We start from the raw sequence: 23658 nt of genomic DNA on the forward strand, positions 1-23658 counted from the left end.
TTGGGCAATAAAGTCCGGTCAGATTCGCTTTAGCTTACCACCCGACCACAGCAGCGGCTAGTTTCTCTGTGAGCATTATTGTGTCAGGTAACGCTCATACAAACGAAGGGCTGCCAGGATTTTATCGCCGGTAAATGGTTTGACAATAAAACTGGCCGCACCATCCGCCATGCTTTGTTTAACGTTATCCAGGGTGCTGACGCCACTAACCATTACGATGAAGCAATCTGGCTTTAATGCTTTGAATTTTTTCAATAGCTCTAATCCGGATGCGTCGGGCAATTCAATATCCAGAAACACCATGCCCGGCAACTGCATGCTAAACAAGTCCATCGCCGCCGAGGCCTTGCCAGCATTATAAAAGGTGAAGTTTTTATTGCGGATCTTACCGCTTTGGCAAATAGCCATAATGTTGTTTCGTAGCAGCTGACGGGTGTAATCAACATCATCCACCAATAAAATTTTACGCTCAGGCATGTTTGACCTCCTGCAGCTGCAGATGCAACTGAGCAAGGCGGTGCTCTATAACTGCTGACGGTTCCTGCTGCATCAGTGCTTGTTGCAGCTGCTTCGCTTTTTCACTGATAGACGGATAACCAAAGCTGCCGGCTGAGCCTGCTAGCTTATGACTAAGGCGTTGCAGCTCAGGCCAGTCTCGTTGCTGACGGCATAGGTCTAATTGCTGCTGCAACTGAGGCAGACTGTGAAGAAATTGCTGCATTAGCTCCGGTGCTATCACCAATGCAACCGATGGCTTAGGACTTTGTTGTTGAAACAACTGCTGCAAATCAGTTTCTTGTAAGGGTTTCTTCAACACACTGGTAAAGCCATCAGCAGTGATGTTATCAGCAGACATGGCGTAAATAGGGCGCTCATAACCAAGTTGCCGCAACAAGGTCATGGCCTGAATACCATCGCAAACCGGCATCTGAATATCCATTAACAGCACATCGTATTCGTAGCTAAGAGCCAGGCTAACGGCTTCCTCACCGTTTGTAACCGCTGCGACCTCAGCGCCATGCGCTTCGCATTGCATTTGCAGTAGCTGCCGTAAAAAATCATCATCCTCGGCCAGGATTAAGCGAATGGTGTCAGTCATGAGGGACTCTCCAACCAGGCTAGCAAAGATTAACTACCCAACCTTCAACGCTGCTGCCGGGTGGGTAACTATTATCTTGCGGCAAATATTCTGTAGACACAAGTTTTGGTAACCAAAGGCTTACTTCTGATAACGGCAAGCTTTTAATTGTTTTTGCCAGCTCAATGGCAGGGGGCTTGGCTCCTGCATCAGACTGGCAGCCAGAGTTTCTGCCACTAAGGGCGCAAATAGTAATCCTCGTGCGCCAAAACCGGTCAGTATCTGACACTGCGAGCCAGTCATTGGCCAGTTGCCATAAAGTGGCAGATGATCGGGGACGGTGGCTCGAACACCTGCTCTGGACTCGATGACCGTAACGGGGGTCATCCATGAGGGGTGCTGCAGGCTATCCTGCACCAGAGCCAGATTGGCGTCATCATCAGCTGATAGCAGCTCATCGTTGCTGCGGTTGCGGTCGAAGGTTGCACCAATGGCTTGCAGCCCTTGCCAGGCAGGTGTGATATAACCTTTGTGGCAAAGCACCGTTTTTAAAGGTTGCAGTGACTCTGCCTGCACATAACTGACCTGGCCTCGGATGCCGCGAATTGGTAGTGGGTTTCCGTTGAGTAAAGTATTGCTCTGATGGCCAAGTGCCAACACCAGTGTGTTCGTATCCAGCGGCGGTCGTGTGCCGCCATGCAATCGCCAGCCGTCGGGTATAGCCTCCAATTGCTCTACAGGCCATTGATAATGAATGGTCATGCCTGGTTGCTTCGCCAGGTAACCGGCTGCTGCAAGACAAAACTGTTGCGGGCTTAACCAGCCGGCGCTGGGATACCAAATAGCAGCATAGGGCAGTTCCAAGCCCGCTATATCACTGGCGTTTGAGGCTGTAAGGCTCTGCACTAACTCGCCCGGCCAGCTGTCCGTTAATTTACTCAGTCGTTTTTGCAACTGTGAAGTGCAGGCTTGGTGCAAGACACCGCACCAGTCCATTGGGAACTCAAAGTGTAGCTGGCTGAGCGAAAAGAACCGGCGGGCAAAGCCAAAACAACTGGCCTGGATCAGGCTGGTGTCGGTCAGCTCAGCATGCAGGTTTGGATAAAGTGCACCCTGGCGGTTTTTGGAAGCTCCTTGCCCCAAACTAGAGTCTGCACACAGTAAGCGGACTTTAGCACCTTTACTCAGCAAGGCCAGGCTCAGGCAAATGGCAGCAATGCCACCCCCAAGAATGGTGACTTCTTTTGCTGTTTGCTTTGCAGGTCCCCGGGCATTCTCTCGATTATAGGTTGCTGTTAGCATCTCTCTTTTACGGCCAAAGCCTTTGACCTTTTTGACCTCAAAGCCCGCTTCCAGCAAGCCGCGTTTGACCATACCTGCAGCCGTGAAGGTTGCGACTGTGGTACCTGCTCGGCTGTGCCGTGCCAGTTGCTCAAACAAGGGCTGCTGCCACATATCCGGGTTTTTACTCGGGGCAAAGCCATCCAAAAACCAGGCATCGACTGCAACAGTTGAATCGCGCTCGGGCAAGGTGTCCAGTACATCGCCCAGCCAGAGATCCAACACGACAGCACCCTGATCAAACACCAGTCGGTGACAACCGGATGTCGCTACCGGATACTGCTCAAGCAGCTTCTGTGCCAGCGTATCAAGCTCAGTGGCGGCATTAAGAGCCTGTGTTAAATCGGTCCGGCTGAGCGGGAATTTTTCAAAGCTGGTAAAATATAGCCGCTGGCAGCGAGCGGCTGGGTGTTGTTGGCGATACTGGCGAAAGCGCAGCCAAGCCAACAGGAAGTTGCTGCCTGTTCCAAAGCCGGTCTCTGCAATATGAAAAAACGCAGCCGGGTGATTAGGCCAACGCTCCGGCAGGCCATTGTGCTTTAAAAATACATAGTCGGTTTCTGCCAAACCACCATCGTTGGAGAAATAGACATCATCAAAGCGCTCGGCGACTGGGGTACCTTGTTCGTTAAAATGAATTGTGGCTTGTTGAACAACTTTCATCAGACCCCTGGCAAAATGGACTTGTAGTTTTGCCAGCAAGACGACAAAATAGCTGTCAGTGTACAAGTGTTCGCTGAAAGCGGACCACTTGGCCGGCAAAAATTCGTAAAATAGCCAGCAATTATAGTGCAATCAGGGTCGGTACTGCGAGTGCCGAGACAGGAGTAAATCATGAAAAGAGCCGTTATCACCGGCATGGGCATTGTGTCCAGCATTGGCAACAATCAGCAGGAAGTGCTGGAATCGCTGCAGGCAGGGCGTTCGGGCATTACTTTTTCGCAGGAGTTTGCTGATCTGGGCTTACGTTCGCAAGTCTGGGGCAACCTGAAAATAGATCCATCCAGCCTGATTGATCGCAAAGCAATGCGTTTTATGGCCGATGCCTCAGCTTATGCCTACATTGCGATGCAAGAAGCTATGGCGGATGCCGGACTCACCGCCGAGCAGATTTCACATCCTCGTATAGGCCTGGTGGCCGGCTCTGGTGGCGCATCTTCAAAAACTCAGGTAGAAGCGGCCGATATTCTGCGTGAAAAAGGGGTGAAGCGGGTTGGCCCCTATGCGGTACCAAAAACCATGTCCAGTACCTGTTCGGCATGTTTGGCTACACCTTTTAAAATCAAAGGGGTTAATTACTCCATCAGTTCTGCATGTGCCACCAGTGCACATTGTATCGGTCATGCGGTCGAGTTGATCCAGTTGGGTAAGCAGGATGTGGTCTTTGCCGGTGGTGGCGAAGAATTGCACTGGACCCTAGCAATGGAATTCGATGCCATGGGCGCCTTATCGACCAAATACAACGAGACGCCTGAAAAAGCATCCCGTACCTACGATGCCAACCGAGATGGTTTTGTGATCAGCGGCGGTGGCGGCATGGTGGTGGTGGAAGAGTTGGAGCATGCGTTAGCCCGTGGTGCTACTATTATTGCCGAAGTTATCGGCTATGGTGCAACCTCAGATGGTTTTGATATGGTGGCACCAAGCGGAGAAGGTGCTGTGCGCTGCATGCAGATGGCGATGGAGCACTTGGATGGCCCTGTCGATTATGTCAATACCCACGGCACCAGTACACCGGTTGGTGATGTGAAAGAGCTGGCAGCGATACAGGAAGTGTTTGCTGGTCAATCGCCGGCGATTAGTGCAACTAAAGCCATGACAGGACATTCGCTTGGCGCGGCCGGTGTGCATGAGGCTATCTATTCTTTGTTGATGCTTAAGCATCAGTTTGTTGCGCCTTCGATTAATATTGAACAACTGGATGAAGCTGCGGCTGGTTTAAATATCGTCACTGAAATGACCAAGCGCGAACTTAATAGCGTTATGTCTAATAGCTTCGGCTTTGGCGGCACCAATGCCACGCTGGTGATGAAACGCTACCAAGGGTAGAATAGCCACTGGTGAACCTTGAAAAAAACCACCGCGGGCCGGTGGTTTTTTTATGCGACTGCAGGAGCTAGCCCGGATGATTATTTATGCTGATGACTACATGCCCTATGCCAGGCAATTCTTTGCCGGTTTTGGTGAGGTCCGGCCATTTGCCGGCCGTCAACTGCAGCCAGAGTTACTCACCGATGCAGATGTACTTTTAGTGCGTTCTGTCACCCAGGTTACTCCCGACTTGCTGGCACAAGCAAGAAAGTTACGCTTTGTAGGTACTGCCACCATAGGAACAGATCATGTGGATCAGGCGTATCTGGCGGAGCGTGGTATTGCCTTTAGCAGTGCACCCGGGTGCAATGCCCGGGCCGTGGTGGAATACATCCTTAGCAGTATATTTTTTCTGGCGGAGCGCTACCAGTGGCCCCTGGCAGATCAGCTGATAGGTATTGTTGGCGTTGGTAATATCGGACAGCCGCTGGCTGAGGTGCTGCAGTTGCTTGGCTGTAAGGTGTTGCTGTGCGATCCGCTACGTGCTCAAAATGAACCAGATTTTCCACACCAGCCGTTGGAAGTACTACTTTCTAAGGCGGATGTGCTTAGTTTTCATGTACCGCATACCAGGCAGGGACCTTATTCAACCCATCATCTGATCAATGCCACTACCTTGCAGCAACTCAAGCCAGGTTGTGCCTTGCTCAATGCTTGCCGTGGGGCTGTATTTGATAATCAGGCATTGCTGGCCGAGGCGAGCAGCGGTCGGCAGCGTGCGCTGGTACTGGATGTCTGGGAGCAGGAGCCGGATATTTTGTTGCCACTACTTCCTTATTTGGATATCGCCACTGCCCACATCGCCGGTCATAGTATTGAGGGCAAAGCCCGAGGCACCGAATACTTGTATCAGCAGCTGTGTCAGCAGCTGCAAGCCCCTGTTTTGTATAGCCTGAATGACTTTTGCCCCTTATCCCCCATCAGCTCGGTGCAAATAACTGAAAATTTTGGGCTTCCAGATGTCCAAAATCTATTCAGATTGGTATATGATGTGCGGCGCGATGATGCATTATTCCGTCATCACATTCATCAGCAAGGGTTTGACTGGCTCAGAAAACATTATCCGGCCCGGCGAGAATGCAGCAGCATAGCAGTGCATGGCACTCAGGTGCCTGACTGGTTGTATCAAATTGGCTTTAGGCAATAGCAAGAAGAGGAACAGATATTATGGCTCAGCAGTACAACGTTGCCGTGCTGGGTGCTACCGGCCTGGTTGGTCAGCACCTAATCGAACTACTGGAACAGCGTGACTTTCCGGTTAATCAGTTATTCCCATTAGCTAGCAGCCGCTCTGCTGGTAGCAAGGTCAACTTTCGCGGCAAGAAAATCACCGTACTGGACGTAGAGCAATTTGATTGGACGCAGGCACAAATTGGCTTGTTTTCCGCAGGCGGCAGTGTGTCAGCTATTTATGCACCCAAGGCCGCTGATGCTGGTTGTGTCGTGATCGACAATACCTCACATTATCGTTATGAAGCCGATATTCCCTTGGTAGTGCCTGAAGTGAATGCTGCAGCTCTGGCTGATTTTCGCAACCGTAACATCATTGCTAATCCGAATTGCTCTACCATCCAGATGCTCGTTGCCTTAAAACCAATTTACGATGCCGTTGGCATCAGCCGTATCAATGTGGCAACCTACCAGTCGGTCAGTGGTGCTGGCCAAGAGGCTGTGGAAGCCCTGGCGCATGAAACAGCGCAATTGATGAATGGTCGACCGGTGGAAGAAAAAGGCCAGTTCAGTCGTCAAATCGCGTTTAATGTGATCCCACAGATTGATGTTTTCCTGGATAACGACTACACCAAAGAAGAAATGAAGATGCACTGGGAAACCCAAAAAATCTTTGGTGATGACAGCATTGCCGTCAATGCCACTGCGGTTCGGGTTCCCGCCTTTTATGGTCATGCTGAGGCGGTGCATATTGAAACCCGCCAGCCGATTGATGCCGATCAGGCCAAGGCTCTGTTGGCCAATGCTCCGGGGGTAGTGCTACTCGAGCAAAATGAAGACTTTCCGACCCAGGTCAGCCATGCAGCTGGCCATGATGAAGTTTTTGTTGGGCGAGTTCGCAAAGATATCTCGCATGAGCTGGGCTTAAACCTGTGGGTGGTGGCAGATAATATTCGCAAAGGGGCTGCCACCAACAGCATTCAAATTGCAGAACACCTTATCCGCGATTACCTGTAAGCCATTTGTATGGAAAAGAGCCAACCTCAAGTTGGCTTTTTTTTCGTCAGTGCCTCCCGGTTGGCTGGCAGCCATTTAAGTTCTGCTTTATAGTGCCGTTATAGACGAGATGGAATGTTGTTTGCATAGATTCCGTGTAGATTCTGTCTGAATTTTTCAGTGATTGATGGGCAACGATGCCCTGGTGGCCGATTTTAATGCATCAGACAGCCACGAAAGCCCGGCAGGAGCCGGTTGGATTAGGAAACATACATGCAGCTCTGGCGAATTTTTTTTCTGATTTGTCTTGTCAATTTATCGACGCTGGCCATTGCCAGCGACGGTAGCACCCCTATTCGTGGTCCGAGAGCTCTGGATCAGCAAAGTCGGGTGCAGCAGCTTGGACCTATCACGCCGTCAGATACGCTCTGGCGTCTAGCGCAGCAAGTACGACCGGATGGTGCTGACATGTATCAGGTCATGTATGCGATTTACCTGAAAAACCCGCAGGCTTTTTTAGACAACAACTTCAATCATCTGCGAACCGGCGCTATGCTGGATGTGCCTTCATTGCGTGAAATCCGTGCGGTTGATCCGGTCCAGGCGCGGCAAAAATCAACCGCGGATGACGAGAGCTGGGCCAGGCGTTCCAGAGCCAGCCAGCCAGCGGCAACCGAAACCGCCCAACCAGCAGCTGCTCAACCAGCAGTCAGCCAGCAACTGCAAGAAACGGTTGCCCGGTTGGAGCAGGAGCAACAACAACAATTGCAGCAACTTCGTTATCGCTTTGGTGAGTCGATGTTGTTGGTGGAAGGTATCATGCAAGAAAACCAGGGACTTAAAAATACCCTGGATTCGGTACAGCAGCAACTGGATGCATTAAAATCGCAGATGGCTCAGGATGCTGAACTGCAGCGCGAGTTGGAACAAATGGTTCGTATGCAAGCGGAGTGGATGGCAGAGCAGCAAGCCATGCAGCAGGAGCAAGCCGATGGTGATTGGCAACATTTACTCGCCAACCCTGCCGTCTGGGTGCTGGCAGCATCGGTGCCGGCACTTGGAATTTTACTCGGTTTACTTTTCTGGATTAAACGACGCAGCAAGCGGGCACAGGAAACCATAGAAGCGGCTACTGCCGAGCCTAAAGCAGTCAGCAATTATCAGTCGCCATTGCCTGCGGTTGATGACAGCCTTGATATGGACGATTCCTTATTTAGCCTGGATGACTCCTTGCTGGATGACGCCTTTAATGAAGATGTGGACGACAGTCCGGTTGATTTAAGTGATGACTTGTTAGACGACGAAGTATTGTTGGATGATAGCAGCATTGGATCGGCAGATGATTTATTGGATCACGATGACGCACTCTTGGATGATGATGCGTTGTTGGATGACGATGCCCTATTGGATGATGAATTATCGCCCGCGGAAAGCACAGCTGCGACAGACGACTTGACCGACGATAGTGCCGCGGAATTTGACCCTGATAATATTTTGTCAGGCACTGATTTGGATTCACTTTTTGCCGAGGCTGATGATGATATGGAGCCCTCAACAGCCAGTACAGACGATCTTGATGATGAGCTCCTCGAAGAAATTGAACTGGATATACCTGAGGACGAGCCGGCAGAGCAAACGACACCCAGTGCCAAAATATCTGAGCTGTCTGAATCTGACCTTCTTGATGAAAGTCAGGAGCAGGCGTCACCATCTTTGATTGAGGATGAAGCTGATGAGATGCTGGCTGATGAGGCGTTGACGGATGATGCGATACAATCGGAATCATCCTTTGATAGCTCCGAGTTGGATGCTTTTGCCGAAAGTCTGGTGCAGGAAAGCTTGGCAGAGGAGGAGTCGCAGAGCCTGACTGAAGATGATGAAAACGCCATCTTTGATGAACTCGATGAACTGCTCGAAGAACAAGATCTGCAAGCCGATGATCCGTCTGAAGATATAGCTACGGTACAATTGGATGATACTGAACAGAATGCTATGCGTGACGAAACTCGCGCAGATGAAACGGCGCAGGATGAACTCTCAAACTTACTCAGTGAGGATGAGAATGCAGTGGTTATGTCCGAAGATGCCTTGGCAAACGACGATGATGGCCTGATTCAATCGGATGAAGTTGAACTGCAGCGCGAGGCCGAAACTGAAGCAGAGTACCTGACTGATTTTGCAGATTTGGAAGATGACTTTCCGGCAGAAACCATCGATGACAGTGAGCTCGAAACACCAAATTTGACGGATCTGGATGATGATTCTGTTGTCTCCCCTTCCGCCGCTGCGCGCTCGGTCGAGAATCCCAGTGAAGTGCTTGATGAATACCCGGAACTGGAGCTGACTGATGAAGATGTTGAGCTTGCTAAAAAAGAAGCAGAACCGGAAGCAGAGTCTGAAGCTGGCGCGGAAACTGGCACTGAAGTAGAGTTGGATACTGAGTTAGAAGCTGACATTGACACAGACACCGAAGCAGAAGTGCATGCAACTGAAACAACGGATGAGCTTGATCTGGATGAGATGGCAGAGTCGGATGTGCTAGCCCAGAGCAGCGAAGCCGAACTTACGGACTACGATTTTGATGATGCTTTATTGCAAGAACAGGATGAAACAGAGCTAGCGGATCAGTTTAGTGGTGATATGGAGTTGGATGAGGATGATGGCAGTGACTTTGATGCCATGTTATCTGAATTGGAACAAATGGCTGAGCGTGTGTCTGAACAAGGCGATGAGGGCAGTGAGTCGCTAGAGCTTTCACAGGATAGCGATACTGGTCATGTATCCGATGATGATTTTCAGGACATTGATCAATTGCTGGCTGAAGCCAATGAGCGAGTAGACTCTGCGAAGCCAGCAGACTTGAATGTGGATCTGGATTTGGATGATTATCAGCAGGTGCTTGATCAAGCCGACTTGACCGATGAGCACAGTGAATTCGCCGCCCAGTTGGATCTGATTCGGGCTTACCTTGAAATCGATGATCAAGATAGCGCTGAACAAGTGATTAAAGAACTGCTTAACTCAGACGCACCGGCTGCCATCAAAGAAGAAGTCAGGCAATTACAGCAGGGCAAAGCGTCCGATTAAACCAAAGCACAGCAATCAGTCGCTCCGTTGACTGGGCAGCGACTACTCGGGTTGGTATAATGCCTCTTTATATAAAACCAGGCTAGTTGAACGCTGCGCCTGGTTTTTTATGTGGCTTAATGAGGTATGCATGCGGATTGCGCTTGGTATTGAATACGATGGCTCGGCTTTTTATGGCTGGCAACGCCAGCAGGAAGTCGCGAGTGTGCAGCAGCATTTGGAACAGGCCTTGTCCAAGGTAGCCAACGAAGGCATTCTAACTCAATGTGCTGGCAGGACGGATGCAGGCGTCCATGCCACTGGCCAGGTTGTGCATTTTGATAGCAGCGCATCACGATCGGATAAAGGCTGGATCATGGGGACCAATAGCCACTTACCCGCAGGCATCAGTGTGCGCTGGGCCAAACAGGTACCGGATGGTTTCCATGCTCGCTTTTCTGCTACCGCCAGGCGGTATCGCTACATCATTTTAAACCAGCAATACCGGCCTGCTATTTTGCAAGCTGGCTTAAGCCATTACCATCAGCCGCTGGACGCAGAAAAGATGCATCAGGCCGGCCAGTGCTTGCTAGGGGAGCACGATTTTAGCGCTTTCCGAGCCATTCAATGTCAGTCGAAAAGCCCAAACCGTTTTGTACATCATTTAAATGTTCATCGTTTTGGGCCCTATGTGGTGTTGGATATCAAAGCCAATGCCTTTGTTCATCATATGGTGCGCAACATAACCGGCTCTTTGTTAGAGGTTGGTATGGGGCGTCAGTCAGTCCATTGGTTGGCAGAATTGCTCGCTGGCAAAGATAGAACCAAAGCAGCGGCAACAGCCAAAGCTGGTGGTCTGTATCTGGTCGCGGTAGACTATCCTCCAGAGTTTCAGTTACCAGTCACTGAGCCGGGCCCATTGTTTTTACCAGCACAACTGGATTTGGTCGGCGCAACTGGACTGACTACTAAGACCAGTTTTTTATATTAACATGCGCCGTTTTTATGCTTTAATAGCCACCGTTTTTCAGAATTTCGGTGCATTTAAGCCCAAATAAGCAAGGCTTTGTGGTGTGCTCACCGCAAGCCGATTAGGAATCGATATGAGTTGGTTAGAAAAGATCCTTCCCCGAACTTCGACTTCTGCACGCCGCAACATTCCTGAAGGCGTCTGGACCAAATGCACGGCCTGTGATGCCGTTTTGTACAAGGCTGATCTGGATCGACAGCTTGGCGTTTGCCCGAAGTGTGATCATCATATGCGGGTCAGTGCTCGCGATCGTCTTACCATGTTTCTCGATACCAACACAGCCACTGAACTGGCGGCTGATCTCGAGCCACAGGATCTGCTGAAATTTAAAGACAGCAAACGCTACAAGGATCGTATCACCGCAGCGCAAAAAGAAACCGGTGAAAAAGATGCCATGTTGGTTATGCATGGCCAGCTCAAAGGCATGCCTGTAGTTGCCTCAGCCTTTGAATTCAATTTTATGGGCGGCTCAATGGCATCGGTGGTTGGCGCTAAGTTTGTTAAAGGCGTTGAGTATGCGATTGAACACAAAGTACCTTACATCTGTTTCTCTGCCAGCGGTGGTGCCCGGATGCAGGAAGCTTTGCTGTCTTTAATGCAAATGGCCAAAACCAGTGCAGCTTTAGCCAAGTTAAGTGAGCAGGGCTTGCCCTATGTGTCTGTCTTGACGGATCCTACCATGGGTGGAGTATCGGCCAGCCTTGCCATGCTGGGAGACATCAACATTGGTGAACCAAAGGCGCTAATTGGCTTTGCCGGCCCGCGGGTAATTGAACAAACGGTACGGGAAAAGCTACCTGAAGGCTTTCAGCGCAGTGAGTTCCTGCTGGATCATGGTGCCATCGATATGATTGTTGACCGCCGCGAAATGCGCGATACAATTGCCCGACTTGTGGCTAAATTTATGCAGTTGCCAGCTCCAGAACAGGAGTAACTCAACTGCTCAGGGACCTATGAGCACCTTAACCTCCCTTACCAGCCAATCGTGCCAGACACTGGACGATTGGCTTTGCTTTATTGAGCAGCAACACCCTCAACATAAAATTGAACTTGGCCTGGAGCGTGTGCGTCAGGTGGCTGAGCGGGCGAGTTTGCAGCAGTTACCTGGCCGGGTGGTGTTGATTGCCGGCACCAATGGCAAAGGCACCACAGCACGTTGCATCGAGCAATTGCTGCTGGCGCAGGGTTTGACGGTTGCTGTTTACAGTTCTCCACATTTACTGCGGTTTAACGAGCGTTTGCGTTTTAATCTACAGGATGCCACCGATGCCGACTGGGTGAGAGCCTTGGCATTTATCGAGCAGCTGCGCCAGGACATAGAGCTGACCTATTTTGAGTTTACTACCCTGGCTGCTTTTTATTTGATCAAAGACTACCAGCCGGATGTAGCGCTGATTGAAGTCGGTTTGGGTGGGCGCCTCGATGCGACCAATATTGTCGAACCGGAGCTGAGTATACTTACTACCATCGATCTGGATCATCAGGACTGGCTAGGTCCAGACCGGGAAGCCATTGGCCGTGAGAAAGCCGGGGTATTCCGCACAAATCGGATGGCGGTGGTGGCTGAACAACAATTGCCTGCCAGTGTACTTGAAGTCGCTGCCACTCTTGGCACTCAGCTACTGCGGGCTGATCAGCATTACCACTGGCAAGCTGGGCAAGCTGGTTGGAACTGGCAAAGTGGTACTATCACACTGTCAGAGTTGCCGTTACTGTCAATCCCATTGCAAAATGCAGCGACAGCCCTGATGGCTGTACAGCAACTCGGTTTGTTGCCTGAAGAGTCTGCCCGCATTCGAAAGGCGTTGGCAGGCGTAACCCTGGCTGGTCGCATGCAATGGTTGCAGCAGCATCCGGCCGTGTTGGTGGATGTGGCTCACAACCCTCAATCTATTCAGTACTTGGCACAGCAGCTGCGATCATTGCAAGCTGGCAACCGCCGACTAGTGGCGCTTTGCGGTATGATGCGTGATAAAGTAAAGCCCGGCGCGCTGGATGCATTGATTGAACTGATCGACCAGTGGGCTTTGGTTACCTTGCCGGGGCCTCGTGGTGCCGCTGCGGAGCTGTTGCAGGACATTCTTCCTGCCAGCAGTGCTATAAGTTGTTTTGACGATGTTCGTAGTGGTTTTGAGCAGAGTATGCAGCAGTTGCAGCAGGATGATTTATTGCTGGTGTTCGGCTCATTTGTTACTGTGTCTGCGGTACTTGGCCTGACTACCGCTTTACCGGAGGCGAAATGACAAGAGCTTTTAAACAACGCTTACTGGGCGCCTGCATTTTGATGATTGCAGCCGTGGTTTTTTTACCAGACTTACTGGATGGTGAAAAACAGGTGCTGAAAGATGATTTCGAGCAAATTCCAGCCCGGCCTGAGTTTCAGGGAGTGCAGGAGCAGCAGCTGCTTGACAGCGCTGCAGTGATAGCCCAGCGTGAACAAGCCCTAGCGCAGCCAGTGGTCGATATTGAACCTGCGGATGCGGATAAGGTGGCGGCAAAAGCACAGGAAGCTAGCACTGGCAATGAGGAGCTGCCTTCGCAAGCGTATGCTCAGGTCACGGTGGGGGAAACTCAAGTCAGTCAATCTGGCACTGAACGTCCGGCGACCTCTTCGTCTGAAACCGCGGACAGTGCTTCGCAACGCTTCACTGAGCGGGCCTGGACGGTGCGTGTTGGCAGCTTTGGGCGGGTTCAAAATGCCGAAGAGCTGGTAAAGCGCTTGAATGATGCTGGCTTTCGTACCTATACCCGTCAGGTAACCAACAACCAAGGTGTGCAGTTGACAAGTGTTTTCGTTGGGCCGGATCTGCGCCGCGAAGCACTGGAGCAACGTTTAGCAGAGCTCAGGGCTATTGCCCGGGATGATCGTCTGGTGATCAGCAACTATCAGCCGCTGGAAAATAATTAGGCAAGGGACGGTGACTTTGGTAGAATGCGCGCCGTGATCAGACATCCTTTGGTATTTCATGGTTTGGATTGATTTTGTCATTCTGGCTATCATCGCGCTTTCAACAGTGATCAGTCTGGTGCGCGGTTTTGTCAAAGAAGCGGTTTCTTTGATCGTCTGGATCCTTGCCTTTTTTATTGCCAGTTATTATTACCCGCATCTGGCCGCTTATTTTACCAGCCTGGATGATGAAATCCTGCGCAATGCTCTGGCTATCGCCATTCTGTTTGTCTGCTCCCTGATCCTGGGAGCTTTAGTCAACTTTCTTATCAGCAAACTGGTCCAATCCACAGGCTTAAGTGGAACCGATCGGGTGCTGGGTCTTATTTTTGGTGCTTTGCGCGGCGTATTGTTAGTCAGCGCTGTGTTGTTTTTTGTAGATGCTTTCACCGGTGCCGGCAAAACCGATTGGTGGCAGAGCTCGCTATTGATCCCCGAGTTCCGATTTATCATTGAGTGGTTCTTCGATTATTTGCAGAATCACTCGAGTTTTATGCAACAGCCCTAATACCTGTTTGTCGTGGGTTATTAGTTTGAGGCGAGGAAAATTCCATGTGTGGTATTGTTGGTATTGTTGGTAAGTATCCGGTCAACCAGGCGCTGTACGATGGCCTGACGGTGTTGCAACACCGGGGCCAGGATGCCGCTGGCATCGTGACGGTGGATAACAACACCCTGCGTTTGCGTAAAGCGAATGGCCTGGTGAAAGATGTGTTTCATACCCGCCATATGCTGCGCTTGTCAGGCAATATTGGCATTGGTCATGTCCGTTACCCGACGGCTGGCTCCTCCAGTACCGCCGAAGCTCAGCCGTTTTATGTCAACAGCCCTTTTGGCATTGCTATGGCGCACAATGGCAACCTGACCAACTCGGAGCAACTGACCGAAGAAATTTTCCGCCGGGCGCGGCGTCATATTAATACCACCTCGGACTCCGAAATTCTGCTGAATGTCTTTGCCCACGAACTGCAACAGAACAATACCTTGTCATTGACCGCAGAAGATGTGTTTCAGGCGGTTACCGCTGTGCATCGCAAAGTCCGGGGTGGCTATGCGGTGGTGTCACTGATCATCGGTCATGGCCTGGTAGCCTTTCGCGATCCAAATGGTATTCGTCCTTTAGTGATTGGTAAGCGTGAGACGGAAGCCGGCATCGAATACATGGTGGCGTCTGAAAGCGTGGCTTTGGATGCGGATGGCTTTACGGTGATGCGTGATGTCTATCCGGGCGAAGCTGTCTACATTACCGAGGATGGTGAGCTGTTCACCCAGCAGTGTGCCGAAAACCCGGGCTACAGTCCTTGTATTTTCGAGTATGTCTATTTTGCCCGGCCAGACTCGACCATAGACAATATCTCAGTCTATGCCTCACGGGTAGCCATGGGCACCAAGTTGGGCGAGAAAATTAAACGTGAGTGGAGCCAGCTGGACATTGATGTGGTGATCCCAATCCCTGAAACCAGCAATGACGCTGCACTGCAAATTGCCCACGAGCTGGGCTTACCTTACCGGCAGGGTTTTGTGAAGAACCGTTACATCGGCCGTACTTTTATTATGCCTGGCCAGGTAGAGCGCAGAAAATCAGTGCGCCGCAAATTAAATGCCATCCAGCAAGAGTTTAAAGGCAAGAATGTATTGCTGGTAGATGATTCCATCGTGCGCGGAACCACTTCACAGCAAATCATTGAGATGGCGCGTGATGCCGGTGCCAAGAAAGTATACTTTGCTTCCGCCGCACCGGAAGTGCGTTTCCCCAATGTGTATGGCATCGATATGCCATCGGCCAATGAGCTGATTGCGCATGGTCATGATGTCGACAGTATTTGTGAGAACATTGGCGCGGATGGTCTGATCTTCCAGTCACTGGAAGATTTGATTGCTGCGGTTCGTACCGTGAATCCGGAGATCAAGCGCTTTGAAACCTCGGTATTCGACGGTGTTTATGTCACCAACGACATCGATCAGGATTACCTGAACCGGCTGGATCAACAGCGCAGCGATGGTGCCAAGAATCGCAATGCCGCCATGGCGATGGCAACCAATCTGGAAACCTACAACGAAGCGGATTAATACCCGCCGCAATAAAACAAAAGCCGCAATTGCGGCTTTTGTTTTATTCGAACAACTCAGCTAGTGCGTAAAGGCGGGCCCAAAGCCGGAGCTCCACAAAATGGCGGTGCCGGTCAGCACGCAGACCAGTAAAATGAGTCCACAGGTTACTACCGAGCTGGCGTAAATAAAACCACGCTCTTCTGGGATATGCATCAGAATAGGCACGCCCACATAAAGCAGATAGACTGAGTACGCGAGGCCTGCCAGACCTACCAGCATCACAAACCACAACTCTGGGTACAAGGCGGCAAAACCAACCATAAACAGCGGCGTTGAGGTGTAAGCTGCCAGCTCCAGAGTTTGGGTGTAAGTTGGCTCAGAGCCAAAGGTATGCGCCATCCAGTGCGCCAGAAATGCCAGTGCAAAAACACCACCAATTAAAGCAAAGTACATGGCAACCGACAGCATCAGAGCGCTATCTGCTGTGAGCTTAATGGTATCACCCACGCCAATACTCCAGCCAATATGTACGGCTGAGTAATAAGCACAGATGGATGGAATAAGCGCAATAATCAATATATGCGCCAGGCTGTAACGAAAACTTTCATGGCGCTGGTCGATGGTATGCCACTCTTCTTTCGGGTGGGCATACAGTCCCCATAGGTGGTTCAATATCATAATTATTATCCTTCACACTGCCTACGTCTTTTACAATCAGCACTGTTGTACCAATTGGGTTATACCAGAGTACCTCCTAGGTATAGTTCAGTTATGGCCAAATTTAGTCCGGCCGTCAAGTCATGTTGCACAAAATTTGATCCGGATCAGGTCTTCAGGCCAGAACGCTGGTTGCGCCGGGTCTAAATCGCTATAATGCCTTTTTCCCAGAGCTTCTTTGTACCTGAATGAATACTGCTGAACTTGCCGACTTGCTGGCACCTATCCACCAGTTTCTGCATTGCCGCACTCCAAATGCATGGCTTGAACAGGCTGCCTTACCGGATCAGTTACCGGCTTTGCTGATTGACCATATGCACTGTGAATTAAAAGCCGCGCAAAGTGCGGCCTTGCTGATTCGCCGTTATGCCACTGATGATGAGTCAGCCCGGGCTTTGCTTAGCTGGCTCAGGCCCTACGAGGATTTTGTTTATCGCAAAGTAGGCGATGGCAACTTCAGCCAGAGTAAAAATACGCTGATCGGCCAACTCACTGCTAAGGGCACATCGCCCTGGCAGCAGCAGGTATTGGAGAAGATGGTGCGGCTGATCAAAGAAGAGCTGCACCATTTTGAGCAGGTGCTGGCTTTTATCCGCCAAAGAGGCATCGAGATGCAACCCCTGAGCGCCGCTGGTTATGCCTCGGGTTTATTGCGCCATGTCCGTAGTCGTGATCCTGGCTTGCTGGTTGATAAGCTGATCATCGGTGCCTTGATTGAAGCACGCTCCTGCGAACGCTTTGCCGCTTTAGCCCCCTTGCTTGATGACGACTTGCAGCGATTCTACATCTCTTTGCTGCGCTCAGAAGCACGCCATTACCAGGATTATCTGCAGCTGGCAGCAGATATTAGCCCGGAGCCGATTGCTCAGCGGGTGCAGCAATTGGCAGCGATTGAAGCAGAACTTATTCTGCAGCCCGCTGCCGAGTTTCGTTTTCATAGCGGGGTGCCGGCTGCTGCTTAAGTAGTGTGTTGCTTGAAAAATAACCAGCTGTCGATTAAGCTTAGCTTCAGCATCGATGGATTATGATGCTTGTATACGCTAAAGGTGAAGGAGACACACCATGAATGCACTGCAACAACCGCAAGACGCTGCCCGCAACGTCAATCAAAGCAATGATCAGTACCAGCCAACGCGTGGTCACTTCGGTGAGGCACCGTCCTTGCTGGCCGGTAATAAACCTTTTAGTGAGCGGCCAGAGTTAGAGCCAACCGCTATCCTCGGCTACAACTAAGTTAGTCGCCAGTTCCGACGGGTGGTTGCTTTGCGTTCAGGGTCTTATAGCTGGTGCCTTACAGATCCTGAAAGTACAGCTGCCAGTCGTCGGCACTGACCTTAAGATAGCTGGCTTGCTGGTACCAGTCACCCAGCACATAGCGTTTGCCTGCACCCTGCGCTAAGGGCACCTGATGCACCTTAGGCCGGTGGGTGTGACCGTGGATCAGATGACGAACACCCGCCTCATTCATCACCCGCACCACCTCTGCTGGTGTGACATCCATAATTTGATTGGCATCACCAGATAGCGTGGCTTTATAAGCCGCACTTTTACGCCGGGCCTTTTTGGCCAGACGCTGGCGATACCAAAGCGGTAACGACAACATCAGGTTTTGCCACCAGCGCTGATCCCACCAGCGACGAAACTGCTGGTACTTGATATCGGCAGTACAGAGACTATCGCCATGCATAATCAGGGTAGGGGTACCGTACAGTTCAATCACCTGTTGCGCCGGTAACAACTGCATGCCGGCACGTTTCGCATAGCGCTGACGCAGCAGAAAGTCCCGATTGCCATGAATAAAGTACACCGGCACCTGCTGGCTTAACTGTTTCAGCTGCTGGGCTACCCCGGTCAGCAACGGCTCCGGATTGTCATCGCCAATCCAGACTTCAAACAAATCGCCCAAAATATAGAGCGCATCAGCTTTCACGGCATCCTGTTTGAGAAACTGCAGAAAAGCGCTGGTGATATCGGCTCGCTCAGCGCTTAAATGCAAATCTGCAATAAACAGCGTGTGTGGCTTAATCATTCAGCTCGGCGCGCTCAATCACCACCGGCTCGGTCGGCACATCGGCATGAGGACCATGCCGACCGGTCTGCACAGCGGTAATTTTTTCCACCACATCCATGCCGGCAGTGACTTTACCAAACACGCAGTAGCCCCAACCCTGGCTGTTTTCTGCCCGAAAGTTCAGGAAGTCGTTATCTGCCACATTGATAAAAAACTGGCAGGTGGCTGAATGTGGATCCGAGGTGCGGGCCATGGCAATGGTGCCGATGGTATTGGCCACCTGGTTGTTGGCTTCGTTTTTAATCGCAGCTTTGGTTGGCTTTTGCTGCATATCGCTGGTGAAGCCGCCACCCTGAACCATAAAGCCTGGGATCACCCGGTGAAAAATGGTGCCATCAAAAAAGCCGTCTTTCACATAACTTAAAAAGTTTTCTACCGTAGCTGGTGCTTTGTCGGCAAAGAGTTCCAGCGTAATGACGCCATAATTGGTATGTAACTGAACCATGATTTGCTCCTGCAAAGAAAAAATACATTGTAACTTTTTTTTGCCTGCTGTGACATAGCGCTAGAGGCACTGGCGATGCTAAACTAGCGCTTTCGTTTACTGACCAGGCAGGAGTCCCGAGTGCAGATCTTCAATACCCTTACCCGAACCAAAGAGACGTTTCAGCCACTGGTCGAAGGCAAAGTGGGTCTTTATGTTTGTGGTATCACGATCTACGACTACTGCCATATCGGCCATGCCCGTACTTATGTCGCCTTTGATGTGATCAACCGCTATTTACGTTTTTCCGGTTATGATGTGACTTATGTGCGCAATATCACCGATGTGGATGACAAAATCATCAAGCGGGCGGCCGAGAACAATGAAAGTTGCGATGCACTAACGGCGCGTTTTACCAAGGCCATGCACGAAGATTTCGAAGCACTTGGCTTACTGCCAGCCGATATTGAGCCAACTGTTACCGGCCATATGCAGCCGATCATTGAGCTTATTCAGACGCTGCAAGACAAAGGTTATGCCTATGTCAGCAAGGATGGTGATGTGCTGTTTGATGTCAGCAAGTACGATGCTTATGGCAAGCTGAGCCAACAGAATCTGGATATGCTGCAAGCCGGAGCCCGGGTTGATGTCAACGACAGCAAAGACGACCCGCTGGACTTCGTGTTATGGAAGTCTGCCAAGCCGGGCGAGCCCAGCTGGGAGTCGCCCTGGGGCAAGGGCCGGCCAGGTTGGCACATTGAATGTTCGGCCATGAGTGCCTGCCACCTTGGTACGCATTTCGATATTCATGGCGGTGGCTCGGATTTGCAGTTCCCACACCATGAGAACGAGATTGCCCAGTCCACCTGCGCCCATGACAGCGCCTACGCCAACACCTGGATCCATACTGGTATGGTGCAGGTGGATAAAGAAAAAATGTCCAAGTCTTTGGGCAACTTCTTTACCGTGCGTGAAGTGCTGGCCAAGTACAATGCCGAGTCGGTACGTTATTTCCTGCTGTCCAGTCATTACCGCAGCCAGCTTAACTACAGCACCGAGAACCTCGAGCAGGCTCATGCGGCACTCAGCCGTTTATACACCGTACTGCGCGAGTTGCCGCCGGCGGAAGAGGTGGAACTGAGTGATGAACTGAGCTTTCAGTATGTAGAGCGTTTTCAGCACGCCATGGACGATGACTTTAATACCCCTGAAGCCTTGCCGGTACTGTTTGAACTGGCACGCGAAGCCAATCGTTGCAAAGAGAGTGATGTAGACAAAGCGCGCCAACTGGCCAGCCTGCTGCATATGCTGGGCGGCGTTTTGGGTATTTTGCAAGGCGATGCCGAGGCATTCTTACGCGGCGGTACCGCAGGCCAGTCGCAAGACGATGTGGCAGACATCGAAGCTTTGATTGCCGAGCGCAATCAGGCCCGGGCGGAGAAAAACTGGGCGGCTGCCGATGCAGCTCGCGATAAGTTAAGCGCCCTGGGTATCGTGCTGGAAGATAAAAACGGTGTCACCAGTTGGCGCCGTAGTTAAGCCAGTCGGCTGAGAGTCTGCTGTGGCTTTTTGTCGTTGAGCCTTAGCTTCATTTTTTTAAAGCCACCAGCAAAACTGGTGGCTTGTTTCGTTTTAGCTAAACTAAAGTTGTGTGCGTAGCAGTAAAATACCCAATAAGTGGTATACTTTTGATCTCGAACAATAAATCCAAGCTTAGATTAAGGGAGTTGCATGCGTAATAACCAGCCGGTAACCCAACGGGAAAAGATCTATCCTAAAGAGCAGAAACTGATTTCTGCCACCGATAGCAAAGGCGTTATCAAGTTTTGTAACGACGCTTTTGTTGCTGTCAGTGGTTTTAGCCGGGAGGAATTGATTGGCCAGCCTCATAATATTGTGCGGCACCCGGATATGCCACCAGCGGCCTATGAGACCATGTGGTCCTACCTAAAGCGTGGCAAACCCTGGATGGGGCTGGTGAAAAACCGTTGCAAGAATGGCGATCACTATTGGGTAAATGCTTATGTCACGCCGGTGCATCAGGGCGGCAAAGTCATTGGTTACGAGTCGGTGCGGGTTTGCCCGAGCCGCGAGGATGTTGCGCGGGCTGAAGCTTTGTATCAACGTATTCGGGAAGGCAAGGCCACCAACCCTTTGTTATCGCGAGCCAAGCGTTGGGCAGAGCTGAGCTGGGCACCGGCTGCGGCTTTAGTGCTGGCAGTTGGCTGCTGGCAGCTGTTTGGCGTTGGTGCTGCGGCGCTATCCCTAGCGCTGACCACTGTGCTGGTCTACGTCATTGCCCAGTGGCAATGCCAGGCACGACTTGGCCGGCTGGATGCGCTGTTACCGTCGGCCTTTCGTGATCCGCTGGCGATGCAGTCCTACAGTGACAGTCAGGGGGTAGAAGCATCTTTTGAAGTGGCGATCCTGGCTGAGCAGGCGCACTTAAATACCGTACTGACCCGGATTGAAGATGCTGCTGAGCGGGTCTTTAATTTTTCCAGCGATGCTAAAACCACCTCAGAGCAAGCGATTGAACAGATTGGTCGTCAGCAGCAGGAGACCGAGCAGGTGGCAACGGCGATGAATGAGATGACCACCACCATTGCTGAAGTGTCGGTGCATGTGCAGGAAACCGCTTCTCAGGCGGATGATGCCGATAAGCTGGCGCAATCCGGTTTGCAAATTGCCGGTGATACCCGGGGAGCCATTGTGCATTTGCAGCAGTCGGTTAATCAAATCAGCAGCTCTGTGCAGGAATTAGCGGCACAAACCAGCAGCATTGCCAAGGCGGCTCAGATCATTGAGCAAATTGCCGACCAAACCAACTTGCTGGCACTCAATGCCGCCATTGAAGCAGCGCGAGCCGGTGAGCAAGGTCGGGGTTTTGCCGTGGTTGCCGATGAAGTGCGGCAACTGGCGGCACGTACCACCGAGTCGACCAAGGACATTCATGGCATTATCACCGAGCTGACCCGCAAGGCGGAGGCCGCTGTGCAGGTCGCAGAGGCGGGGAAAGGTGATGCGGATAAAGGGGTCGCTATGGTCGGTGATGCCGAAAAAATGCTGGATGGTATCAGTCAGGCCATCAACAGCATTGCGGCTATGGCGATGCAAATGGCGACAGCTGTTGAGCAGCAGGCACATGTGGCCGATGATATTAATCGTCAGGTAGTCAGTATCTCCGAGTTGGCGCAAGACAGTACTGGCAAGGGGCAGCAAGCGGCAGACAGTGTGTTCCGCTTGCAGGATACCGCCCATGATTTAAAAGATTTGGTACAGCGCTTTAGCCGGCTGAGTTAACACCAACCTTTGCTTCGCAAAAAAAACCGTAGCAGCCGCTGCGGTTTTTTTTTAGCTTTAAGACTGGTCGTGATAGCGCTCGCAGGCTTCCAGCGTGTTCTCAATCAGGCAAGCGACTGTCATAGGGCCAACACCACCTGGTACAGGGGTAATATAAGCAGCACGCTCTGCGGCAGCAGCAAACCCTATGTCTCCTACCAGCTTACCACTATCCAATCGGTTGATGCCGACATCAATCACCAAAGCCCCAGGTTTTATCCAATCACCCGGAATAAAGTCGGGCTTACCCACGGCAACCACCAAGAGTTCGGCCTGGCGTACATGGTATTCCAAGTCTCGGGTAAAGCGATGGCAGATGGTGGTGGTGCAACCAGCCAACAGCAGCTCCAGCCCCATTGGTCGGCCGACAATATTGGAGGCGCCAACTACCACCGCATGCAGACCTTTGATGTTTTGGCCTGTGCTCTCCAGCAGAGCAATAATGCCTTTGGGCGTGCAGGGACGGAGCGCTGGCATGCGCTGGGCCAGTCGGCCGATATTGTAAGGGTGAAAACCATCCACGTCTTTGTGTGGATGAATGCGCTCTAAAATCACCGACGCATCCAGCCCAGCCGGCAGCGGCAGTTGCACTAGGATGCCATCCACGTCCGGGTCCTGGTTCAGTTGATCAATCAAATCCAGCAGTTGTTGCTCGGAACTGTCAGCTGGTAAGTCGTAGGAAAAGGAACGAAAACCAACTTCGTCACAGCTTTTGCGTTTGCTACCCACATAAACTTGGGATGCCGGATCCTGGCCGACCAGAACAACGGCTAGACCTGGGGCTCGTTTTCCTTGCTGCAGGCGATGCTGGACTTTTGCGGCAACTTTGGCTTTTATCGACTGGGCGACGGCTTTACCATCGATCAACTGGGCGGTCATAACTTCTCTCAGCATAAGTGAATGCTGTTATTTTCTCATACCCACCGGCGGATGACCAGATACTTGCAGCTGATCCAGCAGATAGCCATTCACGTAATGGCCAAGATGCTGATTTGGCTTTTATCCGCCGCTTGGTATAAATAAGCAGCAATCGGGGGGGCGGACTAAAAAAAGGTTTGACGATACCTTGTCCGGGCGTTAATATTCCGCCCCGTTGCAGCGATGCAGCAAAGTCGGTGATTGGCGCAGCTTGGTAGCGCACTTGGTTTGGGTCCAAGGGGTCGCAGGTTCAAATCCTGCATCACCGACCAATTTTAACGTGGTGGTAGTGCACTTGGTTTGGGTACTCTTGATTCGAAGGGTCACAGGTTCAAATCCTGCATCACCGACCACTAAATCCTCCCGCGTAGGCGTTTGACATGTGCGCCCGTAGCTCAGTTGGATAGAGCAACGG

Annotated in this window: 21 protein-coding genes and 1 tRNA gene; 15 read left to right on the forward strand and 7 right to left on the reverse strand. The window is 51.4% G+C overall.

The features are described 5' to 3' along the window. Window positions 1-75 precede the first annotated feature (75 nt). From JJU14_RS02170 to mnmC, 3 genes are all read right to left on the reverse strand, one after another. On the reverse strand, window positions 76-477 hold the full coding sequence (locus JJU14_RS02170; RefSeq protein ID WP_228610964.1) for a response regulator: 402 nt from the start codon (window positions 475-477) through the stop codon (window positions 76-78). Continuing rightward, window positions 470-1099, reverse strand: coding sequence for a response regulator (locus JJU14_RS02175; RefSeq protein ID WP_228610965.1), 630 nt, complete (start codon window positions 1097-1099; stop codon window positions 470-472). Before JJU14_RS02175 ends, JJU14_RS02170 begins: the two co-directional genes overlap by 8 nt. A gap of 120 nt (window positions 1100-1219) precedes the next feature. After that, window positions 1220-3082 carry a bifunctional tRNA (5-methylaminomethyl-2-thiouridine)(34)-methyltransferase MnmD/FAD-dependent 5-carboxymethylaminomethyl-2-thiouridine(34) oxidoreductase MnmC gene (gene mnmC, locus JJU14_RS02180; RefSeq protein ID WP_228610966.1) on the reverse strand — a complete coding sequence of 621 codons (1863 nt, stop codon included), beginning with the start codon at window positions 3080-3082 and terminating at the stop codon, window positions 1220-1222. A 171-nt stretch (window positions 3083-3253) separates the two neighbouring features. On the opposite strand from mnmC, the gene fabB reads away from it, so the two are divergent. From fabB to purF, 10 genes are all read left to right on the forward strand, one after another. Beyond that, on the forward strand, window positions 3254-4468 hold the full coding sequence (gene fabB, locus JJU14_RS02185; protein WP_091344568.1) for a beta-ketoacyl-ACP synthase I: 1215 nt from the start codon (window positions 3254-3256) through the stop codon (window positions 4466-4468). A gap of 76 nt (window positions 4469-4544) precedes the next feature. After that, window positions 4545-5657, forward strand: coding sequence for a 4-phosphoerythronate dehydrogenase (locus JJU14_RS02190; RefSeq protein ID WP_228610967.1), 1113 nt, complete (start codon window positions 4545-4547; stop codon window positions 5655-5657). Window positions 5658-5677: 20 nt separating this feature from the next. Continuing rightward, window positions 5678-6697 (forward strand): aspartate-semialdehyde dehydrogenase, encoded by a 1020-nt coding sequence (locus tag JJU14_RS02195; RefSeq protein ID WP_091344565.1) that lies wholly within the window; start codon window positions 5678-5680, stop codon window positions 6695-6697. 252 nt (window positions 6698-6949) lie between these two features. Further along, on the forward strand, window positions 6950-9763 hold the full coding sequence (locus JJU14_RS02200; protein WP_228610968.1) for a FimV/HubP family polar landmark protein: 2814 nt from the start codon (window positions 6950-6952) through the stop codon (window positions 9761-9763). Between the two features lie 130 nt (window positions 9764-9893). Next, window positions 9894-10733, forward strand: coding sequence for a tRNA pseudouridine(38-40) synthase TruA (gene truA / locus JJU14_RS02205; protein ID WP_228610969.1), 840 nt, complete (start codon window positions 9894-9896; stop codon window positions 10731-10733). 112 nt (window positions 10734-10845) lie between these two features. Next, window positions 10846-11706: an acetyl-CoA carboxylase, carboxyltransferase subunit beta gene (gene accD, locus JJU14_RS02210; RefSeq protein ID WP_091344562.1), complete on the forward strand. Its 861-nt coding sequence runs from the start codon at window positions 10846-10848 to the stop codon at window positions 11704-11706. A 19-nt stretch (window positions 11707-11725) separates the two neighbouring features. After that, window positions 11726-13015 carry a bifunctional tetrahydrofolate synthase/dihydrofolate synthase gene (folC, locus tag JJU14_RS02215; protein ID WP_228610970.1) on the forward strand — a complete coding sequence of 430 codons (1290 nt, stop codon included), beginning with the start codon at window positions 11726-11728 and terminating at the stop codon, window positions 13013-13015. Further along, window positions 13012-13680: an SPOR domain-containing protein gene (locus tag JJU14_RS02220; RefSeq protein ID WP_228610971.1), complete on the forward strand. Its 669-nt coding sequence runs from the start codon at window positions 13012-13014 to the stop codon at window positions 13678-13680. Before folC ends, JJU14_RS02220 begins: the two co-directional genes overlap by 4 nt. A 58-nt stretch (window positions 13681-13738) precedes the next feature. Next, window positions 13739-14227 (forward strand): CvpA family protein, encoded by a 489-nt coding sequence (locus JJU14_RS02225; protein ID WP_228610972.1) that lies wholly within the window; start codon window positions 13739-13741, stop codon window positions 14225-14227. Between the two features lie 44 nt (window positions 14228-14271). Further along, window positions 14272-15789 carry an amidophosphoribosyltransferase gene (gene purF, locus JJU14_RS02230; RefSeq protein WP_228610973.1) on the forward strand — a complete coding sequence of 506 codons (1518 nt, stop codon included), beginning with the start codon at window positions 14272-14274 and terminating at the stop codon, window positions 15787-15789. Window positions 15790-15849: 60 nt separating this feature from the next. Here purF and JJU14_RS02235 read toward each other — a convergent pair whose 3' ends face one another. Next, window positions 15850-16449 (reverse strand): Yip1 family protein, encoded by a 600-nt coding sequence (locus JJU14_RS02235; RefSeq protein ID WP_091344554.1) that lies wholly within the window; start codon window positions 16447-16449, stop codon window positions 15850-15852. A gap of 227 nt (window positions 16450-16676) precedes the next feature. On the opposite strand from JJU14_RS02235, the gene miaE reads away from it, so the two are divergent. Both miaE and JJU14_RS02245 read left to right on the forward strand, forming a co-directional pair. Next, window positions 16677-17450 (forward strand): tRNA-(ms[2]io[6]A)-hydroxylase, encoded by a 774-nt coding sequence (miaE, locus tag JJU14_RS02240; RefSeq protein WP_228610974.1) that lies wholly within the window; start codon window positions 16677-16679, stop codon window positions 17448-17450. Between the two features lie 100 nt (window positions 17451-17550). Further along, window positions 17551-17721 (forward strand): hypothetical protein, encoded by a 171-nt coding sequence (locus JJU14_RS02245; protein ID WP_228610975.1) that lies wholly within the window; start codon window positions 17551-17553, stop codon window positions 17719-17721. A 58-nt stretch (window positions 17722-17779) separates the two neighbouring features. Here the strand turns inward: JJU14_RS02245 and JJU14_RS02250 are convergent, their stop codons facing one another. Both JJU14_RS02250 and JJU14_RS02255 read right to left on the reverse strand, forming a co-directional pair. Then, window positions 17780-18517, reverse strand: a complete 738-nt coding sequence (locus tag JJU14_RS02250) for a UDP-2,3-diacylglucosamine diphosphatase (protein ID WP_228610976.1) — start codon at window positions 18515-18517, stop codon at window positions 17780-17782. Next, entirely contained in the window at window positions 18510-19004 is a 495-nt protein-coding gene (locus tag JJU14_RS02255; RefSeq protein ID WP_228610977.1) for a peptidylprolyl isomerase, read from the reverse strand. Before JJU14_RS02255 ends, JJU14_RS02250 begins: the two co-directional genes overlap by 8 nt. Window positions 19005-19124: 120 nt before the next feature. Here JJU14_RS02255 and cysS point away from each other — a divergent pair, with 120 nt between their 5' ends. Then, window positions 19125-20522, forward strand: coding sequence for a cysteine--tRNA ligase (gene cysS / locus JJU14_RS02260; protein ID WP_228610978.1), 1398 nt, complete (start codon window positions 19125-19127; stop codon window positions 20520-20522). Window positions 20523-20714: 192 nt separating this feature from the next. Continuing rightward, a complete protein-coding gene (locus tag JJU14_RS02265; protein ID WP_228610979.1) occupies window positions 20715-22286 on the forward strand; it encodes a PAS domain-containing methyl-accepting chemotaxis protein in 1572 nt (523 codons plus the stop codon). 57 nt (window positions 22287-22343) lie between these two features. Here JJU14_RS02265 and folD read toward each other — a convergent pair whose 3' ends face one another. Continuing rightward, window positions 22344-23204, reverse strand: coding sequence for a bifunctional methylenetetrahydrofolate dehydrogenase/methenyltetrahydrofolate cyclohydrolase FolD (gene folD, locus JJU14_RS02270; RefSeq protein ID WP_228610981.1), 861 nt, complete (start codon window positions 23202-23204; stop codon window positions 22344-22346). A gap of 234 nt (window positions 23205-23438) precedes the next feature. Here folD and JJU14_RS02275 point away from each other — a divergent pair. Beyond that, window positions 23439-23515, forward strand: a tRNA-Pro gene (locus JJU14_RS02275). The last annotated feature ends 143 nt before the right edge of the window (window positions 23516-23658 follow it).

The organism is Alkalimonas sp., assembly GCF_020831925.1.
GTDB lineage: Bacteria > Pseudomonadota > Gammaproteobacteria > Enterobacterales > Alteromonadaceae > Alkalimonas.